Below are 20652 nucleotides of genomic sequence, written 5' to 3'. Positions count from 1 at the left end.
CGGGGCAACGTGTCCCGCACCACGATCCGGCCCATTCCCCCATCCAGCGGCTGACACCGCCACCACCGCACCGATGGACTCGATCAACCAGCCCCACCCACCGGGAGTCCGAGTGTTCGAACGCCAGACGCTCCCGCCGCTCCCACCCAGCACCACCCTGACCGCGCTCACCGCGCTCGGCGACGACCACGCCTGGATCTCCGGCACCGCCGACATCCTCACCAGCCGCCCGTCCCGCCCCGTCGTCCTGCGCTGGAACGGCGCCACCTGGACCCGCGAAGACCTCCCCGAACTGGACGACGCGGCCAGCCTGATCGCCATCTCCGCCCACACCACCGCCGACGTCTGGGCCGTCGGCAACACCCACCGCGACCCGCTGGTCCTGCACAACGACGGCGCTACCTGGGCCCGCGTCGACACCCCCGCCGCGGGCTGGCTCAAAGCCGTCACCGCCACCGACCACGTCCACGTCGTCGGCCGCGGCCCCCACACCCTCCGCCGCACCGACCCCACCTGGGCGTCCGACCAAGCCCTCACCACCACCCGCGAAAGCCTCACCACGATCACCGCCGCCGCGCCCTCCGACGTCTGGGCGGGCGGCAGCGGCTGGTCCGGCAGCGGACCCACCAGCTACCGGTACCCCATCCTCACCCGGTGGGACGGCACCGCTTGGACCAACCACCCGCTCCCCGCGGCCACCAGCCCGCGCGGCTACGTCACCAGCGTCGCGGCCAACTCGCCCACCGACGTCTGGCTGGGCTGCGCCACCCCCCACGGCATGGGCGTCCACCGCTGGGACGGCGACACCTGGACCACCCTCCCGACCCCGCCCGCCACCGGCCGCCTCACGCTGCGCGGCGTCGTCGCGGGCTGGACGTGGGGCACCAGGACCACGCCCGGCACGTTCACCACCAGGCCCGTCTACTACCGCTGGACCGACGCGGGCTGGGAAGAGGTCGTCCTGCCCGAGCAGCTCGCCACCAAGAGCGCCTACGACACCGGTCTGGCCACCACACCGGGAGGCGCCAACGTGTGGGCGTACTTCACCGCCGCCGACGGCATCCACCTGCTGCGCCACCGGACGTCCCCGTGAACCACCCCTGACCGGCCTCGCGGTCGCCCGTCGTGGGGCGGTCAGCTCGCGGTGGCCTCGGTGATCGACCGCAGCACGCCGGGGAAGCGGCGTTCCATCTCGTCCATCCGCAGCTCGTGCGTCCGGTAGCTGCCCTGGGGCGTCACCCGCAGCACCCCTGCCTCGCGCAGGACCTTCAGGTGGTGCGACAGGGTCGACATGCTGACCGGGACGTCGAACTGCCCGCACACGACCCCGCCCGCCCGCGCCAGCTCCGCGACTATCCGCAACCGCACCGGGTCGGCCAGCGCGCTCAACACCGTCGTGAGTTCCACCGAGTCCACTTCCGGGTGCTGCAAGGCCCGCATGTCCGCATGCTAGCCGGCATCGACCACCGTCGAAACGGCGTGTTCGACCACGCGGACCCCGCCCGGACGGGGTCGGCCCGCTCGCGCGGCGCACGCGGTGGACAGCTTCCCCCGCCCCTCTGCTCGGGCGGGTTGTGAAATCCGGTCATCCAATTGGCAAAATCGGACATCCCGAGTGATGGATCGAACACCCACTGTCATTAACTCTAAACATGTCCTAGACCAATGGGCTGGCCCACAAGGCCTAACACGAATGGTCCTTTCGCGCGCTTGCCCACCATTGTTGCCATGACGTTTCCAGGCAGTCTGAGCTGGCATTTCATTTGATATCCGGACGCGGGATGACCCGAACTCCCGCGATATCGCTCAGGATCTGAAGCGATCCCACATCGTGGGAGACGATTTACCCATGCAGGGGCGGCAATACGATCGATTTCCCGGTCAGCACCGATGTTGGCCGGGATGTTCCTCGGCGTTCGCCCAATTCGTGGAATTCCACGGACAGGCGGATTCCCCCTGCACTGGAACAGGAGCGTCCATGAAACGCATGACCCTGGGCTACGCGGCCCTGGTGTCCGCCGCCCTGGTGACGGTCAGTGGTCTCACAGCCACCGCCGCACCGCAGTCGGCCGCGGACTCATCGGCGACGCTTGACCGCACGGGCACCCTGAGCCTGGCGGCCTCGCAAACCGGAATGGTGAGTTCCGCACTGGGCCTGAGCAGCCAAGAGCAGCTCGTGGTCAAGGATGTCGTCACCGACCCCGACGGCACCAGGCACTTCCGCTACGACCGCACGTTCGACGGCCTGCGCGTCGTCGGCGGCGACCTCGTCGTGCACCAGACGAAGGCGGGCGACCTCGCCTCCGTCGACCGCGCCACCGAGGCGAAGCTCGACGTCTCGACCAAGCCCGCGATCGCCGCCCCCGACGCCACCACGTCGGTGCTCGCGGCCGAGACCGGCGCGCAGTGGTCGAAGGCCGAGCCGCAGCTCGTCGTGTTCGCCATCGACCAGGCTCCGACCCTGGCCTGGGAGGTCGTCCTCACCGGGATCAAGGCCGACCAGTCGCCGAGCGAGCTGCACGTCTACACCGACGCCACCACCGGCAAGGTGCTGATGAGCGAAGACCGCGTGATGCACGTCGAGGGCACCGGTGTCAGCCAGTACAGCGGCACCGTGAAGCTGCAGACGACCCTGTCCGGGTCGACCTACCAGCTCAAGGACCCGCTGCGCGGCAACCAGACGGTCAACAACTCCGCCAACGGCACCGGGACCGGGACGCTGTTCACCGACGCCGACAACAAGTGGGGCAACGGCGCGATCAGCGACAAGGCCACCGCCGGTGTCGACGCGGCCTACGGCGCCGCGGCCACGTGGGACTACTACAAGAACGTCCACGGCCGCAGCGGCATCAAGAACAACGGCGTCGGCGCGATGAGCCGGGTGCACTACGGCAACGCCTACAACAACGCCAACTGGAGCGACAGCTGCTTCTGCATGACCTACGGCGACGGTGTCGGCAACGCGAAGCCGTTGACCGAGCTGGACGTCGCGGGTCACGAGATGTCGCACGGCGTCACGTCCGCGACCGGCAACATGGTGTACTCCGGTGAGCCCGGCGGCCTGAACGAGGCCACCAGCGACATCTTCGGCACCACGGTCGAGTTCAACGCCGCCAACACCTCCGACGTCGGCGACTACCTCATCGGCGAGAAGATCGACATCCGCGGCACCGGCGCTCCCCTGCGCTACATGGACAAGCCCTCGAAGGACGGCAAGTCCGCGGACTACTGGTCCTCCACCGTCGGCAGCCTGGACGTGCACTACTCGTCCGGCATCGCCAACCACTTCTTCTACCTGCTGTCCGAGGGCAGCGGCGCCAAGACCATCAACGGCGTCGCCTACAACAGCCCGACCTACGACGGCGCCGCCGTCACCGGCATCACCCGCGCCAAGGCCGAGAAGATCTGGTACCGCGCGCTGACCACCAAGTTCACCTCCAGCACCAAGTACGCCGCCGCGCGTACCGGCACCCTCGCCGCCGCCTCCGAGCTGTACGGGGCGAGCAGCGCGGAGTACGCCGCGGTGAACAGGGCGTGGGCCGCGGTCAACGTCAAGTAGACCCCGCCGGACGACCGGGGCCCGGACCGCACTCCCCTGCACGGTCCGGGCCCCGGCAGGTCCGCGGGTCACAACGGCAGCCACCAGTCCTCGCAGCGGATCCAGGTGCCCTTGGGGTACTCGAAGTCGTGCACGCCTCGCGAGGCGAACCCCGCTTTGCGGCACACCGCGATCGACGGCGGGTTGTCCACGGGTGGGAAGGCGTGGAGTTCCTTGCGCGTTCCCAGGTCGGTGGCGATTCGGGCGATCTCCACGGCCGCATGTGCCGCGACCCCCTGCCCGCGGAACTCCGGCAGTACGTGCCAGCCGGTTTCGTAGACCGCTTCGTCCTGCCACTGCTTCTCCCAGAAGCCGATGGAGCCTGCGGTGCTGGTGCCTCGCAGCACCACGTACATGCGGCCGGAGTCCTGCGTCGAGAGTTCGGTGTAGCGCCGGTGCCGGTCGACCACCGCGTCGTCCGACTCCGGCCCGCCCAACGCGGTGGGCGTCCCGGCGTTCAGCTCCCGCAGCAACCCCAGGTCGCCTTCGTCCCACACCCGCAGGCTGATGTCCGTCATGCCCCGACATTAAGGAAGGGCACGACAGTTCAGCCTGTGGGCGCCAGTGTCCGCGTGGTGCTTCGGCGGCAGCGCGACACCGGGCCTGTTGGGCTTGTCCTCGACACCGGGCCTGCTGGCAGCCTGCTCAGAACGGGGTCAGCCCGGTCGGGCGCGACCTACACCGCCGCGTCCTCTCCTCCGCCCGCTCCTCCGCCGACTACGGCGTCCGAGGACGACGGCTTGTGCTCGGGGGGTGGGACCACACCGGAGAGGTCGCCGCCGTTGTCGTTGGAGCGCAGTACGAACGGGCGGGTTTCCGTGTACTGGACGACCGATACTGATGCGGGGTCGACGACGATTCGTTGGAAGCCGTCCAGGTGGACGCCCAGGGCGTCGGCCAGCACGGACTTGATGACGTCGCCGTGGCTGCACGCCAGCCACACCGCACGGGGGCCGAATTCGGCGGTGACGCGGGCGTCGTGGGCGCGGATGGCGGCGACGGCCCTGGCCTGCACGGTGGCGAGGCCCTCGCCCTCCGGGAACACGGCCGCGGAGGGGTGCTGCTGCACGACCTTCCACAGCGGTTCGTCGAGGAGGTCCTTGATGGCCCGGTTGGTCCAGCTCCCGTAGTCGACCTCGGCCAGTTGCGGCTCGGTCAGTGCGACCAGTCCGCGGTCGGCCAGCAGGGGGGCGATGGTCTGCTGGCAGCGGTCCATGGGCGAGGCGACGACGGCGTCGATCGGGATGCCCTTGAGCCGGTCGACCAGTCCGATGGCCTGCGCCTCGCCCTTCTCGCACAGGGAGACGCCGGGGGTGCGGCCGGCGAGGACGCCGGAGCCGTTGGCGGTCGAACGGGCATGTCGAAGGAGGATCACGGTGGCCACGGGGATCCACCCTAGATGGCGCGAAGGCCACCATGCGGACATGGTGGCCTTCGCGACTGCGCTTCGCGTCAGGTGGCGGGCAGCAGGCCCGTGGACAGCAGGCCCATGAGCACGATGCCGAGCATGACCCGGTACCAGACGAACGCGGAGTAGCTGTGCTTGGAGACGTACTTGAGCAGCCACGCGATCGTGGCGTAGCCGACCGCGAACGCGAGGACCGTGGCCACGATCATCTGCGGGATCGAGGCGTCGTTCGGGCCGCCGCGCTCCAGCACGTCCGGGATGCTGAAGATGCCCGCGCCGAACACCGCCGGGATCGCCAGCAGGAACGAGTAGCGCGCCGCGGCCGCCCGGTCCAAGCCGAGGAACAGGCCCGCGGTGAGCGTGCCGCCGGAGCGCGAGACGCCGGGGATGAGCGCGAGGGCCTGGGCGAACCCCATGCCGATCGCGTCCTTCATGGTCAGCTCGGAACGGGCGTGCTTGGCGAGCTGGTCGGCGAGGCCCAGGAGCAGGCCGAACACGATCAGCATCGTCGCGGTGATCCACAGGTTGCGCGCGGACGTGCGGATCTCGTCCTTGAAGATGTAGCCGAGCACGCTGATCGGGATGGACCCGATGATCACGTACCAGGCCAGCCGGTAGTCCTTCTCCTTGCGCGCCTCGGCGCTGAACAGGCCGCGGAACCAGGCGGAGATGAACCGCCCGATGTCCTTGGCGAAGTAGATCAGCACGGCCAGTTCGGTGCCGAGCTGGATGACCGCCGTGAACGACGCGCCCGCGTCGTTGCCGAAGAACAACGTCGACGTGATCCGCAAGTGCGCCGACGACGACACGGGTAGGAATTCGGTAAGTCCTTGAACCAGTCCGAGGACCAGGGCCTGCAACCAGCTCAACTACCCACTCCTGCCAGATCCAGAGCTTCCACCGCGGTGCGCAGCGCCGCGACTCCCTGCTCCAGATCTTGCAGCATCGGGGTGATGGTCAACGTGGTGACCCCGGCCTGGGCGAGCGCCTGCATCTTCTCCGCGATCCGCTCCTTGGTGCCGAGCAGCGACGTGGCGTCGAGGAACTCGACCGGGAGCGCGGCCATGGCGCCCTCGTAGTCTCTCGCCAGGTACTTGTCCTGCACCTCGGCGGCCTCGGCCTCGAAGCCCATCCGGGAGGCGAGGTCGTTGTAGAAGTTCTGCTTGCGGCTGCCCATGCCGCCGACGTAGAGCGCCGCGTACGGGCGGACCCGGTCGGCCAGCGCGCGCCAGTCCTCGCCGACGAACATCGGCATGGTCGGCACGATGTCGAAGCCCTCCATGGACTTGCCCGCCTTCTCGCGACCGGCCTTGACCGCCGCGAGGGAGTCCTGGGAGTACTCCGGGGAGAAGAACAGGGCGAGCCAGCCGTCGGCGATCTCGCCGGTGAGCTCGAGGTTCTTCGGGCCGACCGAGGCGAGGTAGATCGGGATCTCCTCGCGGACGGGGTGGACGGTCAGCGTGAGCGCCTTGCCGGGACCGTCGGGCAGCGGCAGCGTGTAGTGCTTGCCCTCGTAGCGCAGCTTCTCGCGGCGCAGCGCCAGCCGCACGATGTCGACGTACTCGCGCGTGCGGGCCAGCGGCTTGTCGAAGCGGACGCCGTGCCAGCCCTCCGACACCTGCGGTCCGGACACGCCGAGGCCCATCCGGAAGCGGCCGCCGGACAGGGTGTCCAGGGTCGCCGCCGTCATCGCGGCCATCGCGGGTGTCCGCGCGGGGATCTGGAGGATGGCGCTGCCGATGTCGATGCGCTCGGTGTGCGCGGCGATCCACGACAGCACGGTGGGCGCGTCGGAGCCGTAGGCCTCCGCCGCCCAGGCCACCGAGAAGCCGAGCCGGTCGGCCTCCTTGGCGAGTTCGAGGTTGTCGGCGTCGTTGCCGGCGCCCCAGTATCCGAGGTTCAGTCCCAATCGCACCGACTGACCGTACCGGCCGGTAACACCGTTTGCCGGAGTACCCCCGGTGACGCCGGTCACGTCCGGCACGAACGGTGAAGATCCACGACGCTCCCGACCTGGCGAGGTCGGAGCCCTTACGCTCGCCCCGTGGAACACCGACAGCTCGGCCGCAGCGGCCTGCGCGTCTCCCGGATGGCGCTGGGCACGATGACCTGGGGCCGCGACACCGACGCCGACGAGGCCGCCACCCAGCTGATGGCCTTCACCGAGGCGGGCGGCACGCTCGTGGACACCGCCGACGTCTACGTCGAGGGCGAGAGCGAACGCATCCTCGGCGGCCTGCTCGGCGAGGTCGTCCCGCGCGACGAGGTGGTCATCACGACCAAGGCCGTGGCCCGCCGCAACGAGGGCCCGTTCGGCGGTGGCGCGTCGCGGGCCGCGCTGCTCGGCGCCCTCAACGGGTCGTTGCGCCGCCTGGGCGTGGACCACATCGACCTGTGGCAGCTGCACGCGTGGGACCAGTCGGTGCCGCTCGACGAGACCCTCGCCACCCTCGACACGGCCGTGAGCAGCGGAAAGGTCCGCTACGTCGGCATCTCCAACTACTCGGGCTGGCAGCTGGGCACCGCCGCCACCACCCAGCGCGCCGTCGCGGGCCGCGCCCCGCTGATCTCCGCCCAGGTCGAGTACTCCCTGCTGGAACGCGGCGTCGAGCGCGAGGTCGTCCCCGCCGCCGCCCACCACGGGATCGGCCTGCTGCCCTGGGCCCCGCTCGGGCGCGGCGTGCTCACCGCCAAGTACCGCAACGGCAACACCCCTCCCGACTCCCGCGGCGCCTCCGCGCACCTGGCCGGGTACGTGGAGCAGCACCGCACCGACCGCGCGTCCCGCATCGTCCAGGCGGTGTCGACCGCGGCCGACGGGCTGGGGACGTCGGCGCTGTGCGTGGCGCTGGCGTGGGTCCGCGACCGCCCCGGCGTGGTCGCGCCGGTGGTCGGCGCGCGCGACACCAACCAGCTGCTCGGGTCGCTGGCGGCCGAGGACCTGACCCTGCCGCCCGCGATCCGGTCCGCGCTGGACGACGTGAGCGCCGTCGAACTCGCCTACCCCGAACGCCCGATGGGGTGATTTCCGCCGTCGGCCTGGGAGAGTGGGTGTCGTGGAATCCCGACCGCTGCGCTACTTCGTGGCCGTGGCAGAAGAGCTGAACTTCACCCGCGCCGCCGAGAAGCTGGGCATCGCCTCGCCGCCGCTGTCCCGCGCGATCCGCAAGCTCGAGGCCGAACTGGGCGTCACCCTGTTCGAGCGGACCACCCACAGCGTCTCCCTGACGCCCGCCGGGGCCGTCCTGCTCGACCAGGCCAGGATCGCCCTGGAAGCCCTGGAGGCGGCGGGTCGCCGAGCCCGCCGAGCGGCCGACCCCGACCCCAAGACGGTGCTCGCGGTCAAGGCCGACAACGCCTCGGGGATCCTGGAGACGATCCTCGCGGCGTACGCGTCCGACCCGGCCGCCGAGCCGGTCGCGATCCGCCTGTGCGGCTGGCAGGAGCACCCCCGGCTGCTGCGCGAGGGCCACGCCGATGTCGCGCTGCTCTACGAGCCGTTCGACCACACCGGACTCGACAGCGAGACCATCTCCAGCGAACCCCGCGTCCTCGCCCTCGCCTCGGCGCACCCGCTCGCCCGGCGCGCCCACGTCACCCTGGCCGACCTCGACCTCCCCGGCCTCGACCCCGCCAACCCCGGCGACCTCGACCGCTGCCTCGCCCACGTGTCCAGGCGGAGCAAGGCCCGCGACCTGCCCGAACTCCTCGCCCACGTCGAGTTCAACGACCTGATGACCCTCCTGCCCGCGTCCATCGCCGCCCGCTACCCGCGCCCCGGCGTCACCTACGTCCCGGTGCTCGACGCCCCGCGCGCCACCCTGGTCATCGCCTGGCCCCAGCAGTCCCGTTCCCTGGCCACCGCCGCCCTCGTCCGCACCGCCACCGCCGTCGTCGCGGGGTGACCCCCGGCAATCAGGGGCGGGGCGGGACGTCGACCATGGTGAGCCACTCCAGGACCGCGGGAACGCGCTCGTCCAGCCACGTGGCCAGGTCGGCCGCCACGGCGATGGACTCCGGGGCGCGCAGGTGTTCGGCGAGGTGGTCGACCATCGCCCGGATGCGCAGCAGCGGCGGCGGGTGGCTGCCGGTGAACGGCAGGACGCGGCCCGCGGCATCCGCCAGGACGGCCACGACCTCGTGCAGCGCGAGCACCAGGAGCACCGCGCCGACGAGGTAGGGCTCGACGGTGTCGCGCTCCCAGGGGCTCAGGCCGTCGAGGCTGGCGAGCATGATGCGCGCGGCCATCCGGTCGGCCTCGTACTCGCGGGGCCAGCCGACGGCCTGCATGTCGAGGGCGCCGACGGGGGTGTTGGGATCGGTCTGGCGCCACGACACGATCAGGTGGCCCGCCAGCACGTGGGCCATCTCGTGGGCGACGACGAACTGGGTGGCGCGCCTGGTCATGAGGCGCAGCAGGTCGAGGCGCTGGCCCGACAGGTCGGGCAGCGGGCGGGCCGCGGCGGCCCCGTTGCCGAACAGGTGGGCGTTGAAGACCTCCGCCAGCGCGGAGGCGGCCTGGTCGGGGTCGAGCAGCGGCGCGTCACCGAAAGCGGGCCGCGACACGATCATGATCTTCAGCACATCGGGTACGAGGTGGAGCACTCCGCTGTCGACCAGCACCAGCACGCCGGTGCCCGGCATCGGCCTGCACAGCGCGTTCATCGACCCGGTCGGGAACACCCCCGCGTAGAACGGCGTGCGCACCGCCCAGCCCGCGACCTCCGCGAGGCCGAACAGTTCGGGGGCCTGCGCGTCGAGCACCCACTGCGACGCCCCCAGGTCGGCCCCGGTGTACGGGTCCGGCCTTAATCGCACGGTCGAGAGCCTGTTCAGCCTGGTCAGAGCAGGTTCGGCCGCGACCTGCGACCACGTGTGGTAGCGCTCGGCCGCACGCAGCGGCCGCACGCACCCCGCTGGCAAGCCGTCCGCCACCCGGTGCTGCCGGAGCAGTTCGACGTGCCTGTCGCGCAGAACACCGACGGTCATCGCGCACCTCCATTCGCCCTACTTGAATGGTCGCGCCGGAACGCCCGGTGCTACGTGCGGCCGGGGAGTATCACCTCTGTGGACCAATGGGAACACCCGCCCCCTGCGTGACCGCGGCCGTTCGGTCGTGGATGCTGGAGGGACATTTCGCGAATGGGGTACCGGGGTCACCCGGCCGCTGGGAGGTTCCACGTTGCGTCGACTGGCCGCTGTGCTGTTGACCGGGGCGGTAGTGGTCGGTGGCTGCGCCAGGAGCGAGGAGCCGAGCGACCCCCTCCAGGTCGCGGCCACGCTCGAGTCGGCGACTCCGTCACCGTCACCGGACCAGGCGACGGCACCCGCGGGCACCGTCCTCCCGCTGTCCGGCAAGGCCACCGCCGTCGTGTTCACGGGCGGCGTCCTGGCCGTCGCGGTCGAGTCCCCGCCGTCGGTGCAGCTGTTCTCGCTCCCGGACGCCACGCCGCGCACCGTCGCGCTCCCGGCCCCCGCCGCGCGCCTCGTCGTCGCGGGCGACCGGATCGAGGCCGCCGTCCCCACCGGTGACGTGGTCGTGAGCATCTCCCCCGCCGACGCCACGTCCACCAGCAAGCCGTTCGACGGCGGCCCGGCCGACGTGGCCGTCCTCGGCGACAAGACGCTGGTGGCCGAACGCGACGCGCACTCGATCCGCGTCGGCGACCGCGAGGTCGGCCCCGTGACCAGCCCGGACCAGGTCCTCGTCGTCGGCGGCCACGTGGTCGTCCTCGACCGGCTCCGCAGCGCCGTGTTCGACCTCGACGCGGCCGCGGGCACCCTCGGCGCCGGTCTGCGCGCGGGCGACGGCGCCACCAACGCCGTGACCGACCGCTTCGACCGCGTCCTGGTCACCGACACCCGCGGCGGCGAACTGCTCGCCTTCACCGCGAACCCGCTGATCATGCGTCAGCGGTACCCCGTGCCGGGCGGGCCCTACGGGCTCGCCTACGACCCGCGCACCGATCTGGCGTGGGTGACGCTCACCGAGAAGAACGAAGTGGTTGCCTACCACGTCGCCGGTGGTGAACCGGTCGAGGAGTTCCGGTTCCCCACCGTCCGCCAGCCCGATTCGGTGGCGGTCGATCCAGGTAGTGGGCGGGTGTTCGTCGCATCCGCGGACGGCCAAGGGATACAGGTGATCTCGCCGTGAACGAAGGAGTGACCGACGGGGATTGGGAGTACCGGCCGCTGCGGCTGCCTCCCGGCGTCTCCCGCCGCACCGCAGCGACCCAGCTCTCCATCCACGCCGAGTTCGCGGGCTGGGAGCTCTCCCGCGTGCTGCTCTACGGGGACGGCACCCGCAAGATCTGGCTGCGCCGCCGCCGCAGTGCGGCGAGCATGCCCGGCGTCATCATCTAGCCACATCCCGGCGATCCGGCCCACGCTCGGCGGCATCCGGGCGGTACTCGCACGCCCTCGGCCTGGCCTGCGGTGTGAGGTGTACAGCCGGAACTGTACAACTTGGACTGCGGGTTCTAGCGTGGACGGCATGGCCGAGCACCCGTCCCCCTCAGCGGTCCGCGCTTCGCGCGAGGTCCGCGCCGTCATCAGCCGCCTGCGGCGTCGCATCCTGAACGCCGCCGAAGCCGAGGACATCACCCTCGGGCAGGCCTCCGTGCTCGCCCGGCTGTCCGGCGAGCAGGGCGTCACGGCCAGCGCGCTCGCCGCGGCCGAAGGGGTGCGCCACCAGTCGATGACCGCGACGGTCGCGGCGCTGGCCGCGTTGGGACTGGTGGAACGGCGACCCGACCCCGACGACGGGCGCAGGCTGCTGATCGCGCTGACCGCGCAGGGGCAGCGGCGGGTGGACGAGGGGCGGCAGGCCCGGCAGGAATGGCTGGCCGGTGAACTCCAGGCGAAGTGCACCGAGCAGGAACGGCGAGCCGTGATCGCGGCCATGGCGGTGCTGGAGCGCCTCACCCGTGACTGACCACGACACGCGGGGACGGGACGGGGCGGCGGCCACGGGGTTCGACCGGCGGCTGCTGCCGCCGATGGTGCTGGGCTCGGTCCTGAACCCGATCAACTCGACGATCATCGCCGTCACGCTCGTCCCCATCGGCGCCGCGCTGGGCGCCCCGCCCGCGCAGACCGCGTGGCTCGTCTCGGCCCTCTACCTGGCCACCGCGCTCGGACAGCCCGTCATGGGGCGGCTCATCGACCTCTTCGGGCCGCGCAGGCTCTTCCTCCTCAGCACGAGCCTCGTCGGCGTCGCCGGTGTGGTCGGCACCCTGGCGCCGAACATCGGGGTGCTGCTCGCCTCGCGGGTGCTGCTCGGGTTCGGCACCTGCGCCGGGTACCCCGCCGCGATGGCGCTGGTGCGCAGCGAGGCCGAGCGCACCGGGCGGGACAGCCCCGGCGGGGTGCTGACCGTGCTGGCGGTCGCCAACCAGACCATCGCCGTGATCGGCCCCCTGCTGGGCGGCCTGCTGATCGGGCTTGGGGGCTGGCGCGCGACCTTCGCGCTGAACGTGCCGCTGGCCGTCGTGGCCGTGGTGCTCGGGCTGCTCCGACTGCCCAAGGAGGCCCGCGCCAGCGAGTCCCCGCGGCGCGACGGCGTCGCGGCCCAACTCGACCTGCCCGGCATGGCGCTGTTCGCCGCGACGCTCCTCTCGCTGCTGCTGTTCCTGATGAACCCGCACCTGCGCGACTGGTACCTGCTGGTGATCGTGCTCGTCGCGAGCGCCGCGTTCGGGGTGCGGGAGCTGCGGGCCGCGACGCCGTTCATCGACCTGCGGGTGCTGGGCGGCAACACACCGCTGCTGACCACCTACGGGCGCTCGCTGGTCGCCTACGTCGTCGCGTACTCCTTCCTCTACGGGTTCACCCAGTGGACCGAGGAGGGCTTCGGACTCACGCCCACGCACGCCGGGCTGGTGCAGACGCCGATGTTCCTGGTGGCCATCGGCGTCTCGATCGTCTCGGGGCGGCGCAAGGGCGTGCGCGGCAAGCTGCTCGTCGGCGCGCTCGGGCAGATCGTCGCCTGCGGGGTGATGCTGACGCTCACCGCGGACAGCCCCGTGTGGGCGCTGGTCGCGGTCGCCCTGGTCTTCGGCATCCCCCAGGGGCTCAACAACCTGGCCCTGCAGAACTCCGTCTACTTCCAGGCCGACCCCGAGCGCACCGCGTCCTCGGCGGGCCTGCTGCGTACCTTCGCCTACGTCGGCTCGATGGTCGCCTCGTCGACGACGGCCGTGTCCTTCGGACAGCGCGCGGACACCGGCGGCATGCACCACCTCGCCTGGATCATGCTCGGCGCGGGCGTGCTCTACCTCCTGTCGACCGTCTTCGACCGCTCGCTGGGACGCGTGGCCCGTGAGGACATCCCGGCCGATGCGCCGTGATTTCGAAATCGATGCCCTCCGGATGTCGAGAACCCGGCGCCCGCTGCGTCCCAGGGCCAGAACACCGACAACGAGGGGAACGACAGTGCAGCCGAACGAGATCACCGAGGTCCTGAACCGCCCGTACAGCCGGGAACTGCTGGCCCGTCCCCTGACCCGGCTCGCCTACGTCGCCAAGGACGGCACGCCGCGCAACGTCCCGATCGTGTTCACCTGGAACGGCTCGGAGATCGTCATGTGCACCGCGAAGAACGCCCCGAAGCTCCACGCCCTGCGCGCCAATCCCGCGGTCGCCCTGACGATCGACAACGAGGAGCACCCGCCCAAGATCCTGCTCATCCGCGGTCGGGCGGAGCTGGACGTCGTGGACGGCATCCCGGACGAGTTCGTCCAGGCCAGCGGCGCCTACGGGATGACGCCCGAGCAGCGGGTCGAGTGGGAGGCGGAGGTGCGGTCGCTCTACGACGGCATGGTCCGGATCGTCGTGACGCCGACGTGGGCGAAGCTCATCGACTTCGAGACGACCCTGCCGAGCGCGGTCGAGGAGCTGTCCCGGCGAAGGGCCGAGCGCCAGCGCGTCTGAAGGCTTCCTCCGGGATTCGCGTGAAAACATCGCGGCGGGACGTCGAGAACCCGCACGCGACTTCGTCCCCGTCGTGAACACGGCCAGGAACGGCCGACCGCATCGCATCGCACCGCACCGCACCGCACCGCACCGCACCGCACCGCACCGCACCGCACCGAGGAGATCATGATGGCCAAGTACCTGTTGCTCAAGCACTACCGGGGCGCGCCGGCGGCGGTCAACGACGTGCCGATGGACCGGTGGACGCAGGAGGAGATCTCCGCGCACATGAAGTACATGCAGGACTTCGCGGACCGGTTGGAGAAGACCGGTGAGTTCGCGGACGGTCAGGCGCTGTCGCCGGAGGGCGTGTTCGTCCGGTACGACGGCGAGGGGCGGCCGCCGGTGACCGATGGCCCGTTCGCGGAGACGAAGGACCTGATCGCGGGGTGGATGGTGATCGACGTGGACAGCTATGAGCGCGCCGTCGAGCTGGCGGGGGAGCTGTCGGCCGCTCCGGGGGCCGGGGGGAAGCCGATCCACGAGTGGCTGGAACTGCGCCCGTTCCTGACCGCGCCCCCGACCACCGCGGAGTGACGAACGGTGGACGAGTCCCTGCTGCAGACCCTCACCCCCGCGGTGATCGGCGTCCTCGCCCGCCGCGGAGCGGATTTCGCCGCGGCTGAAGACGCCGTGCAGGACGCCCTGGTCGAAGCCGTGCGCGTCTGGCCCGACGACCCGCCGCGCGACCCCAAGGGCTGGCTGGTCACCGTGGCCTGGCGCAAGTTCCTCGACGCCACCCGCGCCGACACCTCCCGCCGCCACCGCGAACTGCGCGTCGACGCCGAACCCGCCCCCGAACAGGGCGAGGTCGTGGACGACACGCTCCAGCTGTACTTCCTGTGCGCCCACCCGTCCCTGACCCCGGCCTCGGCCGTCGCGCTCACGCTGCGCGCGGTCGGCGGCCTGACCACCAGGCAGATCGCACAGGCCTACCTCGTCCCCGAGACGACCATGGCCCAGCGCATCAGCCGCGCCAAGCGGACCGTCTCCGGTGTCCGCTTCACCCAGGCCGGTGACGTCGCCACCGTCCTGCGCGTGCTCTACCTCGTCTTCAACGAGGGCTACTCCGGCCACGTCGACCTCTCCGCCGAGGCCATCCGGCTGACCCGCCAACTGGCGACCAGGATCGACCACGAGGAGGTTTCCGGCCTGCTCGCGCTCATGCTGCTCCACCACGCCCGCCGCCCGGCCCGCACAGGCGCCGACGGCAGGCTGGTACCGCTCGCCGAGCAGGACCGCGGCCGGTGGGACACCGGGACGATCGCCGAAGGCGTCGACATCCTCCAGTCGGCCCTCGCCCGCGACCGCCTGGGCGAGTTCCAGGCGCAGGCCGCCATCGCCGCGCTCCACGCCGACGCGCAGACCGCCGAGGAGACCGACTGGGTCCAGATCGTCGAGTGGTACGACGAACTCGTACGCCTCACCGACAGCCCCGTCGCCCGCCTCAACCGCGCCGTCGCCGTCGGCGAAGCCGACGGCCCCCGAGCAGGCCTCGCCGCCCTGACCGACCTCGACCCCACCCTCCCCCGCTACACCGCCGTCGCCGCGTACCTGCACGAACGCGACGGCGACCCGACCACCGCCGCACGCCTCTACACCGACGCCGCCCTCTCAGCCCCCAGCCTCCCCGAACGCGACCACCTCACCCGGCAGGCCGCACGCCTGAACGCACGACTGCACGGTTGAGGGTGGTTGCGGGTGGGGTGAGGGTGAGTGAGGGGTGGATGGGTTGAGGGGCGGGTCGGTTGAGGGGCGGTGGCCACTTGGTTGGGCGACACGCGGACAAGTGGTTGAGCGGCTGCACGGTTGACCCATTCGGCAGTTGGACTACGCGAGGTTGCGCGGTCGCACAGCAGGCTGCTGCACGGTTCGGCAGTTCGGCAGTTCGGCTACGCGAGGTTGCGCGGTCGCACAACAGGCTGCTGCGCGGTTGAGCAGTTGGTCCGCTGAGAAACAGGCGGCCATGCCGTCGAGTGGCAGACGACTGCACGACAGGCCGTCCGCGTGATCGAGCGGCGAGCGGTCAAGCGGCGGGTGGTCACACCCATCGCGCGCCAGCGCGGTCGCCGGCAATCGCCCCGTCGGCCGGTTCGGTCACCAGCAGTCGCCCCGCCAGCCAGCCAGCCAGCCCGCCCGCCCGCCCGCCAGTCGGCCCAGCCCGGCCCGGCCACCAGCAGTCGCCCCGTTGCCGCGTGCCGCGCCAGCCGGTTCGGTCGTGAGCAACCGACCGCCCATCAACCGGTTTGCTCGTCAGCAGTCACCCCCGCCGGTCAACCCGAAGCACCTCACCCGTGACAGCAGCCCCATCCCGTCGCACGCCGACCGGCCGTGTCGGCGTTGGGTTGGTGTCTGCGGTCGGCGTGCCGTCCACAGTGGCCACCGGGCTCAGCGCTCCTGACAGGACGGCTGTTCGGATGTCGTCGCGCCGGCGGAAGTTCGATGTCGGGCACCGTCTATTCGACACGGTCCAAGAAGTTCCTCCTAGCTGTTGTAGTCCTGTCGTAGCCCTGTCGTGGGCGACCGCGCCGCCGTCGTGAGCGGTCGCCGCTGGTCACTGCACCCGCGGCACCACAGGTGTGGTGGTTCAGGGCATGAGGTCGGCGAACGCGGCCGCCGGGTCGCGTTCGGGTGGGCCCGCGGGCCACCAGTCGGTGCCTTCCCTGCGGTAGGGGTACCAGCGGCCGTCATGGCCCAAGCGGAGTTGCAGGCCCTCGGACTCGACGGTCCAGTGGTTGCGCCAGACCGTGGCGGGCGGTAGCTCCTCCCCCTCCCACGCGGTGTGGGCGCGAGCCGCTTCGGCTTTGGACGGTGCCCATGCCGTGTCGAGCAGCGTGAGCGCGACAGCCCCGCCATAGCCCCAAGCCCGCATGGCGCGGGGAAGGCCGGGGCCGGCCGCGGCCAGTCGGGCGGTGAGTCGTGGATCGGCGACGGTGCAGGCCATCCGGACCCGGTCCGGCCACTCCTCCAACACCGGTAGCTCGCCGGTGGTGAGCAACTCCCTGGCGCGGGCCGCCGCGTCGGCGACGAGCCAGCGCAGAGCCTCGACGTCGACATCGGGCACGGGGTCGAACTCCGGGAGCGGGCCGAGTTCGACCAGCGGTGGTGGTGCGGGCAGCGGTACGCGCGGGGCCGCGAACACCTCGGTGGCCAGTTCTCCCGTCGCGGTGGCGGGCCGGTCGTCGTCCAGGTGGATCTCGGCGAGCAACTCCTCCCGCTCGCGCCCCCGCAGCAGCAGGAGCACCCACGGGTCCGCGTCCAGCAGCCAGGAAGCCTGGTTGCACAGCGCCGCCGCGTGCCGGCAGGGCAGCTCCCATCCGGGACACGTGCAGTCCGGATCCAGGTCGCCGATACCGGGGAGCAGTTGGACGCCCGCGTCGTCCGCGGCCACCACCAGGTCGTGCGGCATGTCGCCGTCGAGCAGCGCCGCGATGTGGCCCGCCTTCGCGGTGACCTGGGCCAGGAACCTGGTCCACTCGGCGTCCGACAGCGGGGTGAGCGACACCGACGTGCGGTAGGTGTCCTCCGTGTCGTAGACCACCGCCGCCAGCCTGCCGGGGCTGACGGTGATCGTCCCGACGATGCCCGCCGCGGCGAACTTCCGCCCCAGCCTCATCTGCCCCTGGTCGAGCGAGGTGTCCTCGACCGCCTGCAGCCAGGCCCTGCCCCACCAGGTGCGCGCCCGCCGCTGGCCCTTGGGGAACGCCGGGTAGCCCCGGACCCGATCGGTCATCGTCCGCTCCTCAGTTCGACGAGGTCCGCCAGCTCGGCGTCGGACAGCTCGGTCAACGCCGCCTCGCCGCCCGCGAGGACGGCGTCGGCCAGTTGGCGCTTGGAGGCGAGCATCTCGGCGATGCGGTCCTCCACCGTGCCCTCGGCGATCAGCCGGTGCACCTGGACCGGCCTGGTCTGGCCGATCCGGTACGCGCGGTCGGTCGCCTGGTCCTCCACCGCCGGGTTCCACCACCGGTCGTAGTGCACGACGTGGTCGGCACGGGTCAGGTTGAGGCCGGTGCCCGCCGCCTTGAGCGACAACAGGAACACGGGCACCTCGCCGTCCTGGAAGCGCTGCACGAGCTGCTCGCGCTTCGCCACGGGCGTGCCGCCGTGCAGGAACTGGGTCGGCACGCCCCGATCGGCCAGGTGGCGTTCGATCAGCCTGGCCATCGCCACGTACTGGGTGAACACCAGCACCGCGCCGTCCTCGGCGAGGATGGTGTCCAGCAGCTCGTCGAGCAGTTCGAGCTTCCCCGACCGGCCTGCCAGCCGCGGGTTCCCCTCCTTCAGGTACTGCGCCGGGTGGTTGCAGATCTGCTTCAGCCCGGTCAGCAGCTTCACGATCAGCCCGCGACGCGTCATGTCGGCGCCCTTGGCGATCTCCGCCATCAGCTCGCGGACGGTCGCCTCGTAGAGCGCCGCCTGCTCGTGGGTCAGCGCGACCGGCTGGTCGGTCTCGGTCTTGGGCGGCAGCTCGGGCGCGATGCCGGGGTCGGACTTCCGCCTGCGCAGCAGGAACGGCTTCACCAGCTTCGACAGCCGCTCGGCGGCCACGCCGTCCGAGTCGCCCTCGATCGGCTTCGCCCACCGCGTCCGGAACGACGCCAGCGACCCGAGCAGCCCCGGCGTCGTCCAGTCCAGGATCGCCCACAGCTCGGACAGGTTGTTCTCCACCGGCGTGCCCGTGAGCGCCACCCGCGCCCCGGCCGGGATCCGTCGCAACGCCTTCGCGGTCCCCGACCTCGGGTTCTTCACGTGCTGGGCCTCGTCGGCGACCAGCATCCCCCACTCGACCTCGCCGAGCCGGTCGGCGTCCAGCCGCATGGTGCCGTAGGTCGTCAGCACGAACCCCGACTCCACGCCCTCGACCGTCCGCGACGCCCCGTGGAACCGCCGCACCGGCACCCCTGGGGCGAACCGCCTGATCTCCCGCTCCCAGTTGCCCAGCAGCGACGCCGGGCACACCACCAGCGTCGGCCCACCGCCCCGGTGCAGGTGCAGCGCGATCAGGGTGATCGTCTTGCCCAGCCCCATGTCGTCGGCCAGACAGCCACCCAGTCCGAGCGACGTCATCCGCGCCAGCCAGCGGAGCCCGCGCAGCTGGTAGTCGCGCAGCGTCGCCCGCAACCCGGCGGGCTGCTCGACCGGCTCCGCCCCCTCGTCCGGCGTCTCGATCCGCCGCCGCAACGCCTCCAGCCACCCGCTCGTGGCGACCGGCACGAACTCCCCCTCGACCTCCGCCGTCCCGGTCAGCGCCGCGCCCAGCGCGTCGATCGCCGTCAACGGTTTGATCGACCGCTCCCGCGCCCGCCGCGCGATCTCCGGATCCACCAGCAGCCACTGGTCGCGCAGCCGCACCACCGGCCGGTGCGCCTCGGCCAGCCGGTCCATTTCCTCATCGGTCAACGGGTCGTCGCCCAGCGCCACCTGCCAGTCGAACCCCAGCAGCCGACCGCCGCCGAAGAACGACGGCACGTCCGACGGCGGGGCCTGCGCCTCCACCACCGCCCGCGACGTCAGGTCCCGGACCAGCTCCTTCGGCCAGTGCAGGTCGACCCCGACGCCCGCGAGCCGGATCGCGCCCCGCACCAGCAGATCCGCCACGTCCTCGTCTCCCAGCTCGACCTCGGCGGGCACCGACGCGTCCAGCAGCTGCCGCAGCGGTTCCCAGACCCGCGCCGCCCGCCGCACCGCGACCGCCGCGTCCATCCGCGCCCGCCCCGCCGACCTGTCCGCCCACAGCTCGTCCGCGTCCACCACCAGCGACGGGTCGGCCAGGCTGTGCACCTGCACCACCGCCCGGAACCTCCCCGTCACGAAGTCGCCCTCGATCCGCAGCGAGATCCGCACCCCCTGGGAGGCCCACGCCCGCAGGTGCGGCACCTTCTGCGGCGCCACCGCCGCGAACACCGGCGCGCCCACCGCGTGCACGGCCGCGGCACCCCGCGGCATCCCGTCCGCCACCGCGTCGATGAAGCCCCGCACCAGCACCTCGGAGTCCGCCAGCTCCGCCGGACTCCGCCCCGGCAACGGCACCGCCCGCGACTCCGCGGGCATCGCCGCCGCCAACGCCCGGATTACCTCCACGTCCATCGTCTCCAGCGGGCCGACGCGCCACGCGTCGAACTCGCCCTCCGTCACCGACGGCAGCAGCTTGCCCCGCGCCACCAGTTGCATCGCCACCACCACGGCCCCGCCCCAGAACGCGGCCGCCGGGTGCGCGCCGCCCACCCTGCGCGCCTTGCTCAGCAGCGGCACCGCCTCGGCGACCGGCATCCGCACCGCGGGCACCGTCCGCACCCAGCCGTCCGCGTCCGCGACCGTCAACTCGCCGAATTCCCCCTCCGGCAGCTCCGCCCCGTAGAAGGCCACGGTCGACGTCCTCGGCGGATCAGCCGCCTCGAACACCGCCGCGCACCGTTCCAGTCCCACGTCGCACTCCCCCTTGTTCCGGTCGACCACACCATCGCAAGCAGCACCGACAATTCCGGGCCTCCGGCACGGTCCTCCGACCACGGACTCACTCCATCGAGCGACACCTTTGCCGCACTCCAGGCACTAGCGGCCGACACAGTGTCCGCCCGTTCGTGTGATGCCGTACCGGCCCCATGCCGCTTGGCCGCGAGGGCCTATCTGCCGCCGGAAAAGTATTCAAACTTGAATGGTGTGCCACGAG

The 20652-nt window shown here is 71.6% G+C and carries 19 protein-coding genes; 11 read left to right on the top strand and 8 right to left on the bottom strand.

What is annotated here, in order from left to right; all coding sequences use genetic code 11:
- Positions 1 to 112: 112 nt before the first annotated feature.
- Entirely contained in the window at positions 113 to 1093 is a 981-nt protein-coding gene (locus RM788_RS51770) for a hypothetical protein (RefSeq protein WP_315929189.1), read from the top strand.
- Between the two features lie 41 nt (positions 1094 to 1134).
- On the opposite strand, the gene RM788_RS51765 is transcribed toward RM788_RS51770, so the two are convergent.
- Complete coding sequence (locus tag RM788_RS51765) at positions 1135 to 1440, bottom strand: ArsR/SmtB family transcription factor (RefSeq protein ID WP_315929188.1); 306 nt, start codon at positions 1438 to 1440, stop codon at positions 1135 to 1137.
- A gap of 538 nt (positions 1441 to 1978) precedes the next feature.
- Here RM788_RS51765 and RM788_RS51760 point away from each other — a divergent pair.
- On the top strand, positions 1979 to 3559 hold the full coding sequence (locus RM788_RS51760) for a M4 family metallopeptidase (RefSeq protein ID WP_315929187.1): 1581 nt from the start codon (positions 1979 to 1981) through the stop codon (positions 3557 to 3559).
- Positions 3560 to 3627: 68 nt separating this feature from the next.
- Here the strand turns inward: RM788_RS51760 and RM788_RS51755 are convergent, their stop codons facing one another.
- The 4 genes from RM788_RS51755 to RM788_RS51740 all read right to left on the bottom strand — a co-directional run bounded on the left by RM788_RS51755 (position 3628) and on the right by RM788_RS51740 (position 6921).
- Entirely contained in the window at positions 3628 to 4116 is a 489-nt protein-coding gene (locus RM788_RS51755; protein ID WP_315929186.1) for a GNAT family N-acetyltransferase, read from the bottom strand.
- Positions 4117 to 4274: 158 nt separating this feature from the next.
- Complete coding sequence (locus tag RM788_RS51750) at positions 4275 to 4982, bottom strand: histidine phosphatase family protein (protein WP_315929185.1); 708 nt, start codon at positions 4980 to 4982, stop codon at positions 4275 to 4277.
- A gap of 68 nt (positions 4983 to 5050) precedes the next feature.
- Positions 5051 to 5875 carry an undecaprenyl-diphosphate phosphatase gene (locus RM788_RS51745; protein ID WP_315929184.1) on the bottom strand — a complete coding sequence of 275 codons (825 nt, stop codon included), beginning with the start codon at positions 5873 to 5875 and terminating at the stop codon, positions 5051 to 5053.
- Complete coding sequence (locus tag RM788_RS51740) at positions 5872 to 6921, bottom strand: LLM class F420-dependent oxidoreductase (protein ID WP_315929183.1); 1050 nt, start codon at positions 6919 to 6921, stop codon at positions 5872 to 5874. The genes RM788_RS51745 and RM788_RS51740 overlap by 4 nt, the downstream gene beginning before the upstream one ends.
- A gap of 129 nt (positions 6922 to 7050) precedes the next feature.
- Between RM788_RS51740 and RM788_RS51735 the strand changes: the two genes are divergently transcribed.
- The gene (locus RM788_RS51735) at positions 7051 to 8031 is read left to right on the top strand and encodes an aldo/keto reductase (RefSeq protein ID WP_315929182.1); all 981 of its coding nucleotides are present in this window, start codon (positions 7051 to 7053) and stop codon (positions 8029 to 8031) included.
- Positions 8032 to 8062: 31 nt separating this feature from the next.
- On the top strand, positions 8063 to 8911 hold the full coding sequence (locus RM788_RS51730; protein WP_315929181.1) for a LysR family transcriptional regulator: 849 nt from the start codon (positions 8063 to 8065) through the stop codon (positions 8909 to 8911).
- Positions 8912 to 8921: 10 nt separating this feature from the next.
- Here the strand turns inward: RM788_RS51730 and RM788_RS51725 are convergent, their stop codons facing one another.
- Complete coding sequence (locus tag RM788_RS51725) at positions 8922 to 9995, bottom strand: M48 family metalloprotease (RefSeq protein WP_315929180.1); 1074 nt, start codon at positions 9993 to 9995, stop codon at positions 8922 to 8924.
- Between the two features lie 193 nt (positions 9996 to 10188).
- Between RM788_RS51725 and RM788_RS51720 the strand changes: the two genes are divergently transcribed.
- The 7 genes from RM788_RS51720 (at position 10189) to RM788_RS51690 (ending at position 15668) form a co-directional block, all read left to right on the top strand.
- A complete protein-coding gene (locus tag RM788_RS51720; RefSeq protein WP_315929179.1) occupies positions 10189 to 11160 on the top strand; it encodes a YncE family protein in 972 nt (323 codons plus the stop codon).
- The gene (locus tag RM788_RS51715; protein ID WP_315929178.1) at positions 11157 to 11369 is read left to right on the top strand and encodes a DUF5703 family protein; all 213 of its coding nucleotides are present in this window, start codon (positions 11157 to 11159) and stop codon (positions 11367 to 11369) included. The genes RM788_RS51720 and RM788_RS51715 overlap by 4 nt, the downstream gene beginning before the upstream one ends.
- A 130-nt stretch (positions 11370 to 11499) precedes the next feature.
- Positions 11500 to 11940, top strand: coding sequence for a MarR family winged helix-turn-helix transcriptional regulator (locus RM788_RS51710; RefSeq protein WP_315929177.1), 441 nt, complete (start codon positions 11500 to 11502; stop codon positions 11938 to 11940).
- Positions 11933 to 13354, top strand: coding sequence for an MFS transporter (locus tag RM788_RS51705; RefSeq protein WP_315929176.1), 1422 nt, complete (start codon positions 11933 to 11935; stop codon positions 13352 to 13354). The genes RM788_RS51710 and RM788_RS51705 overlap by 8 nt, the downstream gene beginning before the upstream one ends.
- 85 nt (positions 13355 to 13439) lie before the next feature.
- The gene (locus RM788_RS51700) at positions 13440 to 13937 is read left to right on the top strand and encodes a pyridoxamine 5'-phosphate oxidase family protein (RefSeq protein ID WP_315929175.1); all 498 of its coding nucleotides are present in this window, start codon (positions 13440 to 13442) and stop codon (positions 13935 to 13937) included.
- 171 nt (positions 13938 to 14108) lie between these two features.
- Positions 14109 to 14516: a YciI family protein gene (locus RM788_RS51695; RefSeq protein ID WP_315929174.1), complete on the top strand. Its 408-nt coding sequence runs from the start codon at positions 14109 to 14111 to the stop codon at positions 14514 to 14516.
- A 6-nt stretch (positions 14517 to 14522) separates the two neighbouring features.
- Positions 14523 to 15668 carry an RNA polymerase sigma factor gene (locus tag RM788_RS51690; protein WP_315929173.1) on the top strand — a complete coding sequence of 382 codons (1146 nt, stop codon included), beginning with the start codon at positions 14523 to 14525 and terminating at the stop codon, positions 15666 to 15668.
- 898 nt (positions 15669 to 16566) lie between these two features.
- Here the strand turns inward: RM788_RS51690 and RM788_RS51685 are convergent.
- Positions 16567 to 17712, bottom strand: a complete 1146-nt coding sequence (locus tag RM788_RS51685; RefSeq protein WP_315929172.1) for an SWIM zinc finger family protein — start codon at positions 17710 to 17712, stop codon at positions 16567 to 16569.
- On the bottom strand, positions 17709 to 20252 hold the full coding sequence (locus RM788_RS51680) for an SCO1167/SCO6262 family helicase (RefSeq protein ID WP_315934943.1): 2544 nt from the start codon (positions 20250 to 20252) through the stop codon (positions 17709 to 17711). Before RM788_RS51680 ends, RM788_RS51685 begins: the two co-directional genes overlap by 4 nt.
- Positions 20253 to 20652: the final 400 nt, after the last annotated feature.

The organism is Umezawaea sp. Da 62-37 (assembly GCF_032460545.1).
GTDB lineage: Bacteria > Actinomycetota > Actinomycetes > Mycobacteriales > Pseudonocardiaceae > Umezawaea.
Note: the sequence above shows the minus strand (reverse complement) of the source record. Positions and strands in the feature narration are given on the sequence as shown.

Excerpts from the sequence above, each read along its gene's own strand:
- RM788_RS51725 (WP_315929180.1), bottom strand. The coding sequence starts at position 9,995 with ATGACCGTCGGTGTTCTGCGCGACAGGCACGTCGAACTGCTCCGGCAG.
- RM788_RS51695 (WP_315929174.1), top strand. The coding sequence starts at position 14,109 with ATGGCCAAGTACCTGTTGCTCAAGCACTACCGGGGCGCGCCGGCGGCG.
- RM788_RS51765 (WP_315929188.1), bottom strand. The coding sequence starts at position 1,440 with ATGCGGGCCTTGCAGCACCCGGAAGTGGACTCGGTGGAACTCACGACG.
- RM788_RS51710 (WP_315929177.1), top strand. The coding sequence starts at position 11,500 with ATGGCCGAGCACCCGTCCCCCTCAGCGGTCCGCGCTTCGCGCGAGGTC.
- RM788_RS51685 (WP_315929172.1), bottom strand. The coding sequence starts at position 17,712 with ATGACCGATCGGGTCCGGGGCTACCCGGCGTTCCCCAAGGGCCAGCGG.
- RM788_RS51760 (WP_315929187.1), top strand. The coding sequence starts at position 1,979 with ATGAAACGCATGACCCTGGGCTACGCGGCCCTGGTGTCCGCCGCCCTG.
- RM788_RS51680 (WP_315934943.1), bottom strand. The coding sequence starts at position 20,252 with ATGCCGGTCGCCGAGGCGGTGCCGCTGCTGAGCAAGGCGCGCAGGGTG.
- RM788_RS51755 (WP_315929186.1), bottom strand. The coding sequence starts at position 4,116 with ATGACGGACATCAGCCTGCGGGTGTGGGACGAAGGCGACCTGGGGTTG.